This is a genomic window from Fodinibius roseus, from assembly GCF_900129315.1.
Classification (GTDB): domain Bacteria; phylum Bacteroidota; class Rhodothermia; order Balneolales; family Balneolaceae; genus Fodinibius; species Fodinibius roseus.
On record NZ_FQUS01000032.1, the window covers coordinates 11,711 to 27,048 of the forward strand.

15 protein-coding genes are annotated in these 15,338 nt (G+C 40.8%); 7 read left to right on the forward strand and 8 right to left on the reverse strand.

What is annotated here, in order from left to right; genetic code table 11:
• Positions 1–6: 6 nt before the first annotated feature.
• The 6 genes from BUB16_RS19430 to BUB16_RS19455 all read right to left on the reverse strand — a co-directional run bounded on the left by BUB16_RS19430 (position 7) and on the right by BUB16_RS19455 (position 6,893).
• Positions 7–1,860, reverse strand: coding sequence for a TrkH family potassium uptake protein (locus BUB16_RS19430; protein ID WP_073068225.1), 1,854 nt, complete (start codon positions 1,858–1,860; stop codon positions 7–9).
• A 76-nt stretch (positions 1,861–1,936) separates the two neighbouring features.
• Positions 1,937–2,788 carry a universal stress protein gene (locus BUB16_RS19435; RefSeq protein ID WP_073068227.1) on the reverse strand — a complete coding sequence of 284 codons (852 nt, stop codon included), beginning with the start codon at positions 2,786–2,788 and terminating at the stop codon, positions 1,937–1,939.
• A 55-nt stretch (positions 2,789–2,843) separates the two neighbouring features.
• Positions 2,844–3,269 (reverse strand): hypothetical protein, encoded by a 426-nt coding sequence (locus BUB16_RS19440; RefSeq protein WP_073068229.1) that lies wholly within the window; start codon positions 3,267–3,269, stop codon positions 2,844–2,846.
• 17 nt (positions 3,270–3,286) lie between these two features.
• A complete protein-coding gene (locus tag BUB16_RS19445; RefSeq protein WP_073068231.1) occupies positions 3,287–3,535 on the reverse strand; it encodes a hypothetical protein in 249 nt (82 codons plus the stop codon).
• A complete protein-coding gene (locus tag BUB16_RS19450) occupies positions 3,528–5,390 on the reverse strand; it encodes an ATP-binding protein (protein ID WP_084088457.1) in 1,863 nt (620 codons plus the stop codon). Before BUB16_RS19450 ends, BUB16_RS19445 begins: the two co-directional genes overlap by 8 nt.
• A 177-nt stretch (positions 5,391–5,567) precedes the next feature.
• Entirely contained in the window at positions 5,568–6,893 is a 1,326-nt protein-coding gene (locus BUB16_RS19455; RefSeq protein WP_073068233.1) for a sigma-54-dependent transcriptional regulator, read from the reverse strand.
• Positions 6,894–6,971: 78 nt separating this feature from the next.
• On the opposite strand from BUB16_RS19455, the gene BUB16_RS19460 reads away from it, so the two are divergent.
• The 5 genes from BUB16_RS19460 (at position 6,972) to BUB16_RS19480 (ending at position 11,901) form a co-directional block, all read left to right on the forward strand.
• Positions 6,972–7,457, forward strand: coding sequence for a DoxX family protein (locus tag BUB16_RS19460; protein ID WP_073068235.1), 486 nt, complete (start codon positions 6,972–6,974; stop codon positions 7,455–7,457).
• Between the two features lie 339 nt (positions 7,458–7,796).
• On the forward strand, positions 7,797–8,897 hold the full coding sequence (locus BUB16_RS19465; protein WP_073068236.1) for a PorV/PorQ family protein: 1,101 nt from the start codon (positions 7,797–7,799) through the stop codon (positions 8,895–8,897).
• Positions 8,898–9,216: 319 nt separating this feature from the next.
• Positions 9,217–10,134 (forward strand): replication protein RepA, encoded by a 918-nt coding sequence (locus BUB16_RS19470; RefSeq protein ID WP_073068238.1) that lies wholly within the window; start codon positions 9,217–9,219, stop codon positions 10,132–10,134.
• 780 nt (positions 10,135–10,914) lie between these two features.
• The gene (locus BUB16_RS19475; RefSeq protein WP_073068239.1) at positions 10,915–11,229 is read left to right on the forward strand and encodes a superinfection immunity protein; all 315 of its coding nucleotides are present in this window, start codon (positions 10,915–10,917) and stop codon (positions 11,227–11,229) included.
• A gap of 15 nt (positions 11,230–11,244) precedes the next feature.
• A complete protein-coding gene (locus BUB16_RS19480) occupies positions 11,245–11,901 on the forward strand; it encodes a LexA family protein (RefSeq protein WP_073068241.1) in 657 nt (218 codons plus the stop codon).
• Here the strand turns inward: BUB16_RS19480 and BUB16_RS19485 are convergent.
• The gene (locus tag BUB16_RS19485; protein WP_073068243.1) at positions 11,884–12,243 is read right to left on the reverse strand and encodes a hypothetical protein; all 360 of its coding nucleotides are present in this window, start codon (positions 12,241–12,243) and stop codon (positions 11,884–11,886) included. The genes BUB16_RS19480 and BUB16_RS19485 overlap by 18 nt on opposite strands.
• Before the next feature lie 76 nt (positions 12,244–12,319).
• On the opposite strand from BUB16_RS19485, the gene BUB16_RS19490 reads away from it, so the two are divergent.
• Both BUB16_RS19490 and BUB16_RS19495 read left to right on the forward strand, forming a co-directional pair.
• Positions 12,320–13,654, forward strand: a complete 1,335-nt coding sequence (locus BUB16_RS19490) for a DNA polymerase Y family protein (RefSeq protein ID WP_073068245.1) — start codon at positions 12,320–12,322, stop codon at positions 13,652–13,654.
• Between the two features lie 16 nt (positions 13,655–13,670).
• Complete coding sequence (locus tag BUB16_RS19495) at positions 13,671–14,342, forward strand: SOS response-associated peptidase (RefSeq protein WP_073068247.1); 672 nt, start codon at positions 13,671–13,673, stop codon at positions 14,340–14,342.
• Between the two features lie 285 nt (positions 14,343–14,627).
• On the opposite strand, the gene BUB16_RS19500 is transcribed toward BUB16_RS19495, so the two are convergent.
• The gene (locus BUB16_RS19500) at positions 14,628–15,071 is read right to left on the reverse strand and encodes a hypothetical protein (RefSeq protein ID WP_073068249.1); all 444 of its coding nucleotides are present in this window, start codon (positions 15,069–15,071) and stop codon (positions 14,628–14,630) included.
• Positions 15,072–15,338: the final 267 nt, after the last annotated feature.

Consider the following 15,338-nt stretch of genomic DNA (forward strand, 5'->3'; position numbering starts at 1 on the left):
ATTCAATTAAGAAACCATAATCGTTTCTTCCGGATATTTATATTCATGGGTATCCATGCGGTTGGCAAAAGCGACCATAAACGTCAGAATACCAACGCGTCCCAAAAACATGGAGACGACAATAATAAACTTGCCCCATGATGTGAGATCAGCTGTTATTCCCCGAGACAGACCAACGGTGGCAAAAGCAGACACCTCTTCAAAAAGCAAGTCCATGAAACCGTGGTCTTCCACAAGTGATAGTAAGATTGTACTAACGCTAATACAGGAAGCGGCCAGTAAAATGACGGTCATAGCTCTAAATATGATCCGGTTGGGCACGGTACGCTTGAATAATTCCATTCTGTCATACCCGCGGATGGTCATTGCCAACGATCTCATGAGAACGGCGAACGTTGTCGTTTTTATACCTCCTGCCGTAGAGGCCGGGGATCCACCAATAAACATGAGGATAATCATCACCAAGGTAGCTGATACTCCGATAGCACCCGTATCAATGGTATTAAATCCGGCGGTTCTTGTGGTTATGCTCTGAAATAAAGAAACTAAAAATTTATTTCCCCAGGTATATTGCGCCAGGGTTTGATTCCATTCCATGATGAGGATAAACCCCGTTCCTGCACTGATAAGAATAACGGTAGTAGTTAGCACGGTTTGTGTATGGATGGAGAGCCTTTTGCGCCAACGTGTACGCTCTGTCCGGGTATGAATCATCTCCCATATAACGGTAAAACCCAATCCCCCTATTACTATGAGAATCATTGTTGTGATATTAATTCCCAAATTCGTGGCATTTACTCCATCTGACAGGCTATTGGTAAACAACGAAAAGCCGGCATTACAAAACGCAGAAACAGCATGAAATATGGAAAAAAGAATACGCTGGCCGTGAGTTGGAAAATCAACCTGCCAGCTAAAGTAGTAACCTATGGCTCCTATTGCTTCTACAAAAAAAGTAAGTCCGATCACCTTTTGAAGCGTTGAAGTAACAAGATTGGTATTTTTTTCACCCACCATATCTTTGAGCGTGTTCATCTGCCCAACGCCAAGACTACCGCTTATAAACATGAATAGAAAAGTGGCAAAGGTGATAATGCCAATGCCCCCAAGTTGTATAAGGGCAAGAATGACCAGTTCACCAAAAAGGGTAAAATGGGTAGCGGTATCAACAACAATGAGGCCGGTTACGCAAACTGCGCTGGTGGAGGTGAAAAGAGCGTCAATGAAGAACAGGCCTTGACCGTCCATAGTAGCACCGGGCAGCATTAACAAAAATGTACCACCCGCAATAAGCGAGAGGAAACTATAAACCAAGAATCGGGCCGTGTTTTTCTGCCGATCTAAAAGTTCTGGCAGGAACTGTAAAAACTTAATGAAGACAATAAAAAGCAGATATCCTTTCAGAAAGGAGAGAAAAAATGCTGTTGGGTTCTGGGTGTCTGGCAAAAATAGATCAAAAAAACCGATGAATGAAAACAAAATATCAACAAGCAGTGCAATTGAAATAATGCTAAATAATCCTTCAAACCATCGCTTTTTAAGGTAGCCTAACCGGTCGGTGTTTAATACCAGTCGAAGTATAAAGTTGAGTATAAATCCAACAAGAATTCCTATTTCTATTTGGTGATTGAGGCTAATTAGCTCTGGGGTCAATTCAAAACCAATAGGAATAAGAACACTGACAATCACCAACAAACTAAGCAGTGCCGTGAATGCCCGAAGATAGGGATGGGCTACCTTGTCAATTTCATACAGATCATCCTGGATGTGGTGAAAATAGAGACTTGCTCTCTTTCTAAAGGTGCGCCACCAGCGGAGAAATGCAATCCATTCTTGTTTCCAATTGTTGGGTAATTTCATTCGTTATATCTTCTTTACATCCAAAATTGGAAAGCGATACTCAGTTAAATGAGACAAGTACATAAAGTAAATGGGTTTAATATTTTTCAGGTTTATAAAGAAAAATGGGAAGTCCTGTAGATTGTGCTACCATGTCGGGATCATTTTTATGCATCGTGATGAGTTGTTGGAACCAGTGGCCTCTATATCGGATGAGCACGCAACTTCTTTTCTTGCCTTTTGCTGGAATTTCAATGGGGTCACCGGCGGTTTCTGCAATGCAATTATGAGTGATTTCTCCTGAAAATTCCGGATTGTTTGTTTTAAATTTTTTGATCTGTTTTAAAAACGTATCCAGTTCTGTATTTAAGCTGGCTGCCTGGAAATCATGGAACACATGCAGCGTGGGATTCTTTGATGAAACTAAAAAGGAAGCATGGTCCAACATGGGGGGCACATCATGGAGCCGATCAGCGAAGACTACTACGCGGCTGAATGGGGACTTTTCGGTCCCCCTTGCCACCATTATACTGCAAGCTAATTGTTGTAAATTGTAGGGAATTTCATTTTTGAAGATCGCACGTTGATTACCGTTACTACCCATCACAATTAAATGAACAGCTCTCATCTGGGCTATCCGTTTTATCGTACGGGAAATATCCGGTGATATTTCTATCTGTATTTCTCTTTTACATTCCGCTTGGTGTAACATGCTCATGCCTTCCGACAAAAACGATGTTCGCTTTGGCCGTTTTTCTTCTGCTTTTTGAGGTGAAGCGAGATAGGGTTTTTTTATGACATTTAGCAGCAGAACTTTTCCATTGTACTTTTTAGCTGCTTCAATAGCAGAGGGAAGTAAAGTCTTAAACAACTCGGCTTTATGTATAGGAACAAGCACCGTAAAATTACCGACTCTTCTTCTACTGGAATCATCCTTATCTGCTTGCATTATTTCTTGCTTTAATTCCCGATTGAATGAAATGAACTCAGTTATTGGAATAGATCTATCCTTTTAAAGGCTGTATTTGAAATTGACCTTCAGTTCCATTGGCCTTTGCCGACTTTATATACTCTACACAAAACACTTGTATCGGAGAGTCATCATCGGAATAGGTCGATACTTTTATTTTAATACCAGTTACAGGCAAAAGTTTTTTTGCCTGTAATTTCAGGGCATGGAGCTCTCTTCGAACTTTTTGGAGCTGAATTTCTATTTGTTGTAAGTTTTCCTCGTATTTTTTTACTTGCTCACCAAATTCTATAGATTCTTTATAAGTAAGCTGTAGCTTCTCTGTGGTGGGTTGCTCCTGCTTTAGCATCTTTTTTTGATGATTTAGGGTCTTAAGCTCTTGCTGGTGCTCAAGTATACCCTGGGCCTTTTGAGCTAATAAATGTTCTTTTTGTAAAACTTCTTCCGTTGTTCCTACCATGGTTTCTGCAGTATCAGTTAGCGGATATCAATTTTAAAACTTTGCATGTTGTGCTTTTTTAAATACCGGTCTATAGCTACTTTAATTTTTTCTCGTGCTTTTTCTTCCGTCTCTGCTTCTTCAACAAAATCAACCTGTATATTCTGTTGGTCCGAGAGTAGTGCCTTTGCTAGAATTTTACATCCCATTTTTTCTCCTTCTGTGGTATCGAATTCTTCGATTTCATAAATAGCAGATCCACGATATACACCTAAAAATTTAGTCATTGCTTAGATTTCTGCTTATTGGTAGTGTGAAATAAAAACTACTCCCTTCTCCCGTCTTGCTTTCCGCCCATATTCGTCCCCCCTGGGCGATAATAAATTCTTTTGCGATGGAGAGTCCGAGCCCCGAGCCGGTGCTATCTTTCTGATTTTTATCTACCTGATAATATTTATCAAATATTTTATTAAGGTCATCAGCTGATATCCCTTCCCCTGTATCTTCTACAGTAAATTTTACAAAGCGTGAATTATTATTCTTTTGGGCTTTCAAAGTTATACGCCCCCCGGAACTGGTATATCGTATTGCATTAGAAATAAGATTAACCAGCACCCACACCGTTTTTTGGGTATCTGCTTGTATTCGTGGTAAGCTCTCATTCAATTGGAGATCAATTTCTAGATCGTTTTGTGAGGCCTGCATAATCATGGTCTCATAGGCATACTCCAGTAAATTACTAGGATTAACCTTCCGGGTGTTAAGTTGAACATTACCCGATTCAATCTTGGTTAGGTCAAGTAAGTCACCAGTGGTTTGTTTCATACGATGAACATCTTTTCGTATGCTTGATACCAATTTTTCTTGTTCCTCATTTAGCATACCCACCCGTTTATCCCCTAAAAGTCGAAGACTCATATTGATAGAAGATATGGGGGTCTTAAGCTCATGGGATACGACCGAAATAAAATTCGTTTTAGCCTGGTCCAATTCATGAAATTTGGTCACATTTTTTAGTGTTATAATATTTCCCAGGTGTGTAGCACGGGCTGCTTCATTGTTTGGGTCATGATGAACTTGCGTAACTTCCACTGAGTAATAATGCTCATCTTTGTCAGTAACTTTTATGTATCCAATATCTTCCTCAGCCTCTCCTGAAAGCGCCTGAATAATTTTATGAAACAGCTCATTGTGGGAGGCAATATCAGGACCATATTGCCCGACGAGCTCTTCTTCTCCCTGACCGATAAGCTCAATTGCCTTATCATTCGCGAACAGAACATATTTTGCTGCATCTAATCCCATTACCGCATCCCCCATGTGATTGATAATGGCCTCAACCCGTTTTTTTTCACTCATAATGCGGTCGAGGTTGCTGTTCTCGTATTCCTGCAGTTTTCCGGCCATCCGGTTAAAAGCCTCCGCCAGCTCTTCATATTCATCACCGGAATAAAAACTTAATGTCTGATCATAATTTCGATTGGCAATTTCCTTTATTCGCCTGATAAGCTCGTGGATAGGATCTACGATATAGCTCGGAAACCGAATGAGCATTAAAAGCCCCAAAATTGAGCATAACCCTCCAATGACACTCATGTAGATAGTCACATTAGAGGCTGTCTGCTGGGCAATGCTGTTTTTGCGATGTATCGCATCCACATTCATGGTGGTAAGCTGACTCAGGTTTTGTTGTACCCGGTGGTAAGCCGGTGGTAATTGCTGGGATATGATCTGTGGCGATATAGGGGGAGATTGCACAGCTGACTCAAAGATAGCACGCAGATTGCTATAATTTTCATGTACTTGGTTGGTAAGGGCCCGTTCTCCTGTCTCAGTTATATTGGACTCTTGCTTATCCAAAATACTGTCAAATTGCTTAACGGCCTTTTGGTAGGAATCTTTCTTTAGAGCAAGTGCAGTATATTCACCGCTCAGAGCTGAAATCTGGGTCGTATATAGATCGTTGAGTGATTGCTCCATCTGCTGGGCAAACGAAACCGAGCGGATATTATCCTCTATAATAGCCCCGGAATTTTCAGCAAGTGTATTGATAAATATGGAACCGCTGATCCAAAGCAGAACCACGAAGCCTGCCAACAGGCCAATCCCAATCGAGAGTTTTGATTTGATAGTAATATTCATGGTAGAAGTCTTTACAGGTTACATATTGAAAATATTATGCCAGCGTGGTACCAATAGTCAATATAAAGAGTAAATCAGGGTTAAGAACGGGTAACGGAGGGCAAAAAGAAAAAGGGATACGTAAATAGAAGGAAGAGTCTCCCATTTTGGGAAATGAGTCTCCCAATTTAAGAAGATCTACAGGTTGTATGACTCAATTTTACGGTAGAGAGTGCTTGTCCCAATTCCTAAGACTTCGGCAGCTTTCGTTTTATTACCATCCACATTATCAAGCACGCGTTTAATGTGGGACCTCTCAACCTCTTCCAAGGTACTGGAGGTTGAAACAATTGCAGGTTGATCGTTCCGCCGTAATTCTGGTGGCAATAGGTCAGCTGTAATATGATCTTCTTCTGCCAGTATGGCTGCTCGTTCAATAATATTTTTCAACTCACGAATATTACCCCTCCAAGGGTAAGCCTTTAAAAGGTTGAGTACCTCATCATGAATATTCCGAACCTTATTTTTAACACGCTTTAAAAAAAAGCGGGCCAGTAACGGGATATCTCCTGTGCGATCCCTCAAAGGAGGAATATCAATAGTAAAACCGGCAAGACGATAATACAGGTCTTCCCGGAAATCCTTGGCTTCAGCCTCTTCCCTTAACCGCTTGTTAGTAGCTGCAATAACACGAATGTCAACAGATTGCTGCTTGGTATCTCCCAACTTAGTAAAGGTTTTGTTTTCCAGAAACCGAAGTAGTTTTGCCTGGAGCCCTACATCCATTTTTCCAATCTCGTCCAGGAAAAGGCTGCCGGTATCCGCTTCTTCTATAAGTCCCTTTTTTGAGTGGTCAGCTCCTGTAAATGCTCCTCTTTTAAAGCCGAATAATTCAGATTCCAACATATCCTTTGGAAAGGCGCTACAATTCAATGCGACAAAAGGCCCATTCTTACGTGGGCTTGCTTGGTGGATTGCCTGCGCGAAAAGTTCTTTGCCTGTACCGGTCTCTCCCTGTAGTAATACACTCATATCGGAGGAAGCGACCTTTTTAGCCATCTGTTTAGCTTCTTGAATAGCTTTAGATTCCCCTATGATATTTTCAAAACTATACTGACTTTCCATGCGTTGCTCCAGATGCTGGAGCTTGGACTTCATCTGGGCTTTTTCAACGGCTCGCTCTACCACTACGTGAATATGATCATCCTCATCTCCTTTGGTGATATAGTCAAATGCACCTTGCTTCATCGCATTTACTCCATCCTCGATAGTGCCAAAGGCCGTTATGACAATTACCTCAATCAGTGGATACTCTTTTTTAACACGCCTGAGTATCTCTAAACCATTGATGCCCGGTAACTTTACATCCGTAACGACGACACTAATGGCTTCTTTCTGTAAAATTTGAAATCCTTCCCGCGCATTTTTGGCCTGAAAAATGGTAAAGCCTTCTAATCCAATCACACGGGCCAACAGCTCACGAAAGCGCTCTTCGTCATCAATAATCAGAACGTTCTTATTCATGGGACCTAATTTTTTTCAATTTAACTTCAATTAAGATATTGTTATATATGTGTCTATTCCAACTAATTATAGTTGATTATGCTTAAGAACCTTATTCAAACTAATGCGTCAAAACTCACTATCTTAATCCGCCTGATGGTTGGATTGGTATTTCTCTCCGAAGGTATCCAGAAGTTTATATTTCCCAATTCCCGGGGAATTGGGCGGTTTGAAAGTATGGGTTTTCCTCAACCGGAGTTCTTTGGTCTTTTTGTAGGCGGCTTTGAAATAGTAGCTGGAGTGCTAATTTGCCTGGGCCTATTAACCCGGGCCGGGGCTTTAGCCACTATAACGATTATGACGGTTGCTATCGTGGTTACTAAAATTCCGATTGCCTTCGGGCAGTCCTTTGGTCCTTTTGTATTGCGCGATTTAAGCCAATATGGTTTCTGGAGTATGGCCCATGAGATGCGTACTGATTTTGCTATGTGGATGGGAAGCCTATTCCTGACGATCAAAGGTGGAGGAAAATGGTCGGTAGACCGTAAGTTATATAGGCGATTGTTCTCATTCAATTGGTCATAGTCGTTAAAACAGTTCTTTTATTTTGACGGGTTGTAAGGTTACTCCTACCTTTATTTTTTATGACGGATGACTGTTAATATTCTTTCTTGTCCGCACAAAGACGAGAGAATAATATAAAACCCCGATTTTAAATCTACTTTACATAACCGCTCCTTATACGACAAATTAAACCCTGTGATTTTTCGCATCTATCTATAATATCGGAGAGCGGTATGAAATAAATATTCGTCATACAAATTTGTCTGACAATAATGTAATGGCTATATTTTATTATCATATTCATCCAAATTTGTTATTACTTCCTGAACAACTATTACAACTTCAGAGATTATTAATAATATGAAAAAACTATCATCTATTGCTTTCGCTGCTTTGGTGTTATTGCCACTTTTAACTTATAGTCAAGGGAATTTAGTTAATGTCCCAGCCTTAAGAGTTGAACCAGATCCAATTAGTACCGGCCGGGGCATGACTGGCGTTGCCCAGGCGGACCAAGGACAAGCTCTATATTGGAACCCAGCGGGCCTTGCTTACCAAAAGGGCTGGCAGCTTAAAGGGACCCGATTTAATTATTTACCAGGATTAAATGATCTATCGTATAATTATGTGAGTGTTCAAAAGCATCTAGATGATTGGAGTACGTTGGGTGGGCACATAACCTATTTAGATTTGGGTTCTCAGATTGGTCAGGATCCTAAAGGTAATCCCACTGGCGATATTTCAAGTCATGAAGTGGCTATTGGTTTATCCTATGGGAGAATTGCTATTCCCAATACATTAACATTAGGTCTTGGTGTGCGATATACTTCAAGTAAGCTTGCTACCAGTGGTCAATTTGCAGATTCCTTATCAGCGAAAACCGGCAATGCTATAAGTTTTGATATGGGAATGTTTTATGAGCCGGGCGAATGGTTTATTGGTTCTGTTCCAGTAATTCCAACTATTGGAGTTTCCATAACCAATTTTGGTGGGCGGATGGAATATTCTGATAGCGGGTTTAAAAATCCTTTACCTACATTACTTAGAGTTGGTGTTGAAAATACCTTTCTGCTTGATGAAAATGCTATCAATACCTTAGCTGTAAGCGTTGAAGTTTCAAAGTATATGGTCCGGATGGATTCAACGGGAGCAGAGGCCCCCCTTAAGTCATTATTCAATTCGTGGGGACGTTATGAATATTATAATGGTAAGGAAGATGTTAGTGTAGGATTGGGAAAACAATTAATGTATGGGGTTGGCCTCGAGTATTGGTATAACAACTTGTTGGCCGTTCGAGGTGGATATTATAACGAAAGCCAGGCCAATGGTGGAAGCAAATTCCTGACTACCGGAATGTCAGTCCGATTTAGTTACCTGCAGCTTAATGGTAGTTTTGCAATCCCTCAAAATGATACTGAGATAAATAACTATTTCCGGTTTGGTATTAATCTAAGATTTTAGCTCAATGAATAATTACTCGTTGCTTGCGGAGGGAATTATTTGTTTATTTCTTTTAGAAATGAAAAAGCCCTCTTGCTGGAACAAGAAGGCCTAACATAAAAAATCCTTGGTCGGGATTGTGGGTTTTTTATATCTATGACTAAACTAAATTCTGTTATTGGAAATTACAAATTAATTTTTTGTAAATCTCTTTTTGAGATTGCCTCCCTCCTATGGCCAATAATTTTATTCTATTTTCTTAAAATAATAATTATAAATAGAAAAGGGCCGCATCATACGGCTAAATATTCTGCGACCCTTTATAATCATACTGTGTTTTATGGAAAATAATAATTCCAGACGAAAAAAGCAGAAACTAGATAAGTTTAGTGAGCAGGTTAATAGAATGAGGGTTATTGATGCGAAAGAAGATGATAGTCTTGCCTTTATACATAAGTATATGGTAACAGGCGCATTCCCCCACAGTGAACCTGATAAGAATTTTTATTCTATTGTAAATGGAAATAATGCAATTTGGGTAAAAGGTGGTACCGATGTTGATGTGGAGACAGGAGAAGAAATATCAGTTGGTGTTCCTTATGGTACACTTCCTCGGATAATTGCTGCCTGGATTAGTACCGAAGCATACCGAAAAAAGTCGAGAGAAATTCAGTTAGGATTAAGCTTGACTCATTTCTTAAAAGAACTTGACCTTAACCGAACCGGTGGAAAGAGAGGAGATATAGGTCGTGTTAAAGAGCAACTCTATCGTCTTGCAAACTGTGAGATCGGTTATAAGCGAGTAACACAAGATGAAGAAAAAACGAAAAAAGAAAGCCGGCGATATAGAATTATTGAGGGAGAACAATTTTGGGATTGGAAAATACCTAACCAGCTTGAAATTTTTGGTTCTTACATTTTGTTAGATAGATCATTTTATAAGAAGCTTATTGAGAAACCAGTTCCCATTGATATGCGCGCCTTAAAAGCCATCAAATCAAGCGCTGTAGCTTTAGATCTCTATATGTGGCTAACATATAGAGTAAGTTATTTAAACCATTCTACGACTATTTCTTGGGACCAGGTAATGAATCAATTAGGTGCTTCATATAATGAAACTAAGTATTTTGCCAGAGAAGCCAGAAAATACCTTAAAACCATTAAATCTTTCTGGCCCGAACTACATTATAAAACACCACGGGGGCGTCTTTTCTTAGATGCAAAAAGCAGGCCTCACATAAAGAAAAAAAGTTGGTAACCTATTTTTTTGAAAGTTATTAACGCTGAAATACTCCACCAGCCAGTAAACCACTGCAACCCAACAAGATACATGGCTAAGTGGAACGATTCAGCGCGGATTTTTGCGCTGAAATACTCCACCAAGGTGCGCTGAAATACTCCACCAACCAGTAACTACCTATATATTATATCCTATAATTATATTGCCCTTTTATGTGGAAAAGTGGATAACTCTGCAATTTAAACAATCAAGCAACACACTTTCGCCCCGCCTACCGGCGGCCCAACCCATCCAAATAAGGAACGGCGGCCAAGGACGGCCGCCGGTTATAGGCAGATTTTTTTCTTCTCCAAAAGAGGAAGCACAAAAATACTTTCAATCATTCCTGTCATATTTTCACAATTCCTTACTTATTTCCTTTACTGTTATACTTATTTTTTTTAGGTTTTTATTTCAGCCTCGTTGGTGGGCAATGCCGGAGACGACAACCCACAAAGTAGGCTGTTAAAGGGGAAGACAATTGTCTTTCTTGAAAGGGTCGGCTTTAATCGAGCTGACCCTTTTTTATTTTGGTAATTGATTGAGGTAGCAAATGTCTATCCACTACTAGGATCCTTTTTTTAATTTCCTCTTTCCGAGAAGTGTAAAATCTTAGCCGCCTCTGGCGGCTACTCTTTCAATGTTAGGTCCTCTCTGCTAAAGCAATTTTGGGGTTTCAATATTATTTATTGTCTAAATTTTCTTTTTTCCATTGGTTTTTCCATATTACTTTTATAATTCAAGAGTAAGTCAACTATTATGGAAAGTAGCAGTTTAATGGTATGGGTTTTATTTGGAGCATATTTTCTACCCTCATTAGTGGCCATGCTTCGGCGGCATGATAATACCGGAAGTATTTTCGTTCTTAATTTGCTTTTAGGATGGACAATTTTAGGTTGGGTTATTGGATTAGTTTGGTCTTTTTCGTCTCAAAAGGAAAGGGTTCAAACAGTTCAGCAATCAACCCCAGATCCTATTACAGACCAACTGGAACGATTAGCCAACCTTAAAGAACGGGAGGTAATTACTGATAAAGAGTTTACCCAACAAAAGGAGAAAATACTAAATCAATAAATTTAATAATCCATAATGGCAGGACTCACCAACCGGCAAGCTGAAATATTTCAATTTATTCTCCAATACCTGGATGAGCATGGTTCGGTACCGGATTATCCAGAAATTATGGAGCGTTTTTCTTTTAAACATGCCAATAGCGTTTATCAATATTTTGATGCTTTTGTACGTAAAAATTTCCTTGAAAAGGTGGGCCGTGGAGAATTTAAGTTGCATTCAACCAAGCACCATTTGTTGGATGATAACTTATTTTCTGGCGGTGGAATTCCTATTAGAGGCCGGATTACGGCGGGTGAGTTAAACCCAGTCGTTGAAGAAGATTTAGGTACTATACCAATAACTGTAGCTTCAAAACAGAGTTCTAAAATATTTGGCCTGCAGGTAGATGGAATTAGTATGACAGGAGTCGGTATTGATGACCGGGATTATATTTTAGTTGAGGATCGATCTTTTTTACAAAATGGAGAAATCGGGTTGATTCGTTATAATGGAGAATCCACATTAAAAACCATCTGGCAAAAGGAAGACCATATTTTGTTGGAAGCACATAATAAAGAGGCTCAAAATATTATTATTTCACCTGGGGAATTTGAAGAGGTTACTGTCATTGGAAAATATGTTGGAAAGGCTCAAAAAGAAATTGACGGGTGGCATTTATTTTTGAAAGCCTGAGCCCGGTTTCCAGTTAATTTCAACTTCCATATCCAGCTCATCGAAGAACAAGGATTCTTCAAATTCGTACAGAAGCATCCATATCATTTTTTGTGTCTCATAAACTAAATGAAAGTACCGTCCATCGGTAGACTGAATGTTAAAATGGATCATTACATTTTGACCTTTACGCTGTGGATAGGCCCGCAGCACTTCTTTAACTTTTAAACGAGAACCAGAAGCACGAAGTATTCGAAGTGGACGTAGTCGTTTATGGTCCCACCCGGCCGGGTTTTTCGGTTTATTACTGGTGGAATTATGCAGCGCAATCACATCGATCTGTTCATTCAGTTTTTTCTGCATACAAAAGCAAATTGTTTTCCATAGGTTTTTCCATATATTACAAATAATATTATGAAGAACACAAGCCTACTTTTGTATGGATCCATCAATCGATGTTGGAACGTATAAACCAGAACAAGGAGTCCACAAAATAACGGATTACCGGTGTGTGTCCCGGGATCACCAGCATACCTCCATCAAGCAGCGGCTGTATCTTCATCTGGACATCAATTGTTTTTATGCCCAGGTAGAGCAAAAATCCTTTAATTTGTGGGGCATGCCGGTGTATGTGGGCGGTTGGTACCGTGGTAAAAAAGGAACGCCTCGAGGTATTGTGGCCACCAGTTCCTACGAGGCGCGGGGCTACGGCATCAAAACCGGTATGAGCGCGTTTGAGGCCGAGCAGATTTGCCCTTGGGCCATCGGCCTGCAGGCCCATTATGAAAAATATAAGGGGATCAGCCAGCTATTGGAAGAGTTACTCCAGGGATTTACCATGACCGTAGAAAAATACTCGATGGACGAGTTTTTTTTAGATATCAATCATTTAAAACATCAGTCCGATGAAGAGTTGCTACTCTATTGCAAGGAACTTCGGTATTTGATACACAAAGAATTGGGATTGGTCGTTAGCATTGGTGTTGCCAATAGCAAGACCTATTCCAAGCTGGCTAGCGACTTGCGGAAACCCAATGGCATTACCATTGTAACGACCTCAGAAAATGAACAGTCAACGCTTTACCCTCTCCCCCTGGATGAAATCTGGGGGATTGGGCCCCGCCGGTTTAAAAAGTTAAAGGGCCGAAATATTTGCACGATTAAGGATGCGTTTGAGCGAGGCTACCCACCCTTTCAGAAATTATTTGGGGCTTATTTTGGAAAGATTCTGTGGGAAATGGCTACTGGCAGGGACCGGGCACGTGTGTTAACAGATTACCAGCTAACCAAAGAGCAGTTGGATTATAACCATACCTTCAGCGAGCAGTCAACCGATCCCGCCCAGGTCCGGGGAGAACTTATCAAAGGAATATCGGAGTTGGCGTACCGCATGCGAGCCTACCGGATTCGATCGTCCCACTACTATTGTTTCTTGGGGCTGCAAGACCGGGACACCCGAGGTATTGGGTTCGCTTTTACCACTGATGGTAATACGCACCTGGATGACTATATTACCTATGAGTGCATGAAGAAAGCCAAGCTATACATTGAAAAAATAATAGGCGCTGGCCATGCGATCAGAAGGGTGAGTATTGGTACTCGGAAGGTGGACCATTCTGGCCAGGGACAACTTTTTTTCCAGGAGGATCCCAATCAACGGCAGTTTTATTTGGTTCAAGACGCGGTAAATAATAGATTTGGAAGAAAGACCATTCAAAAAGCAGCTATTTTGGATTCGGTACCGGGAAAGACTCATTTTTTAGATCGATCGTAACCTAAAATTAATGCCTATGTGTGGACGATATACGTTAATGAAAGAACAAGCGGAACTCGAAGGATACTTCGATGCCGTCATGGAAGATTTTGAGTCCTTTGGACCCAATTATAATGTCGCCCCTACCCACCGGATGCCGGTGGTTGGAGAAAACAAGGACGGCCAGCGCACGATACGACCATTCCGGTGGGGCCTGTTGCCTTTTTGGGCCAAGGAAAAAAAGGTTTCCTACAGCATGATTAACGCCCGAGGGGAAAGCGTGGATTCCAAGAAATCCTATAAGGGATCGTTTAAAAGCAAGCGTTGCCTGGTCCCGGCCAGCGGCTTTTACGAGTGGACCGGCAAAAAAGGAAATAAGACCCCCTTTTATATCTATCCAACGCACGAAGAACTTTTTGCTTTTGCCGGAATTTACAACGTCTGGGAATCGCCCGAAGGAGAAAAAGTACCTACATATTCGATTATTACGACCCAAGCCAACAAGAAAATGATCGAGCTTCACGACCGCATGCCGGTGATGCTCTTGAAAGAAGAATGGGCCGAGTGGCTGGATCCGAGTAATCAAAACACCAACGCGCTCAAAGATTTGTTAAACCCCTTTTCGGATGATGCTATTGGTTTTCACCAAGTCGATAAATCGGTAGGAAAGATTCAAAACAATTCAAAAGAGTTAATTAAGGCGATATAAAAAGAGTCTGCAGGAGTTCTACCTACAGGCCATATATGAGTTCAATTCATATAAATGGCGTAGAAACTGGTTACGACCACCACCCGAACAGCCAGCCAATAAACCAGATACAAAAGGCGACTACAGCATACGCCAACGAAGCTTTCCACCAATATATAACGACATATTCCGGATCCATAACGATTGAGTTAACATTAAACCTGACCTCATTTAACCACTTTCCTATAAGTAAGTACCTTTTCGGAGCCAATCCTTACAAAATTTCTCAAAAAAATTTGTTGTTGGCTAATCTCCGGTAATCACCAGTATATGTTCCCCTTCCGGTGCTTGCCAAAATTCCTCTTGCAGGTCAATACCTTCCAGGGGAGCTTCCCCTGGAATAACAGCATATAATTGTATAGGGATATAGATATCAGAATGCATGCCCATGCAACGCACCGGCCAGTGTCCTTTCCCCTCCTGGAACCACTTGTCCACTTGTTTCTTTAGATCCAGAAGCGTATCAATTGTTGGGGATTTTTTACTTTCTTTCTCCAACAAAAAACTGTGTCGTCCTTTGATTTCATCTACGACATTGATTGAAATTCCATCTTTGGATAAATCTGCTATTTCATGAGCGTACTGCTGCCAAAAGTTTTTACTTATACGGATTTTAGGTAGATACCCTTCATTATGTGCAAAATTATTAATTCGTTCGCGGAGTAACTCAATCGTTGAATGACTGTTCATTTGTAGGCACCTGATTTTTAAACTAAATCTACGAATATTAATATTATAATTTTTATTCAATTCAACCACCCCGGAGGGGGCATCACAAAAGCACTTCCTTCCCGCGGGAGTACGGGCAAGGGCCCAGGCACGTTCGTGCGGTTTTTGGCCAGGCCCACCCCAAAAATCCTGAGCTCACCCTTGCCCGAAACCCCCGTCCAGAAAAACTAATCTGATGCCCCCGCTGCCGGGGAATGGTTTGTTTTCCTGGGAGCCGCGCATTCAGGG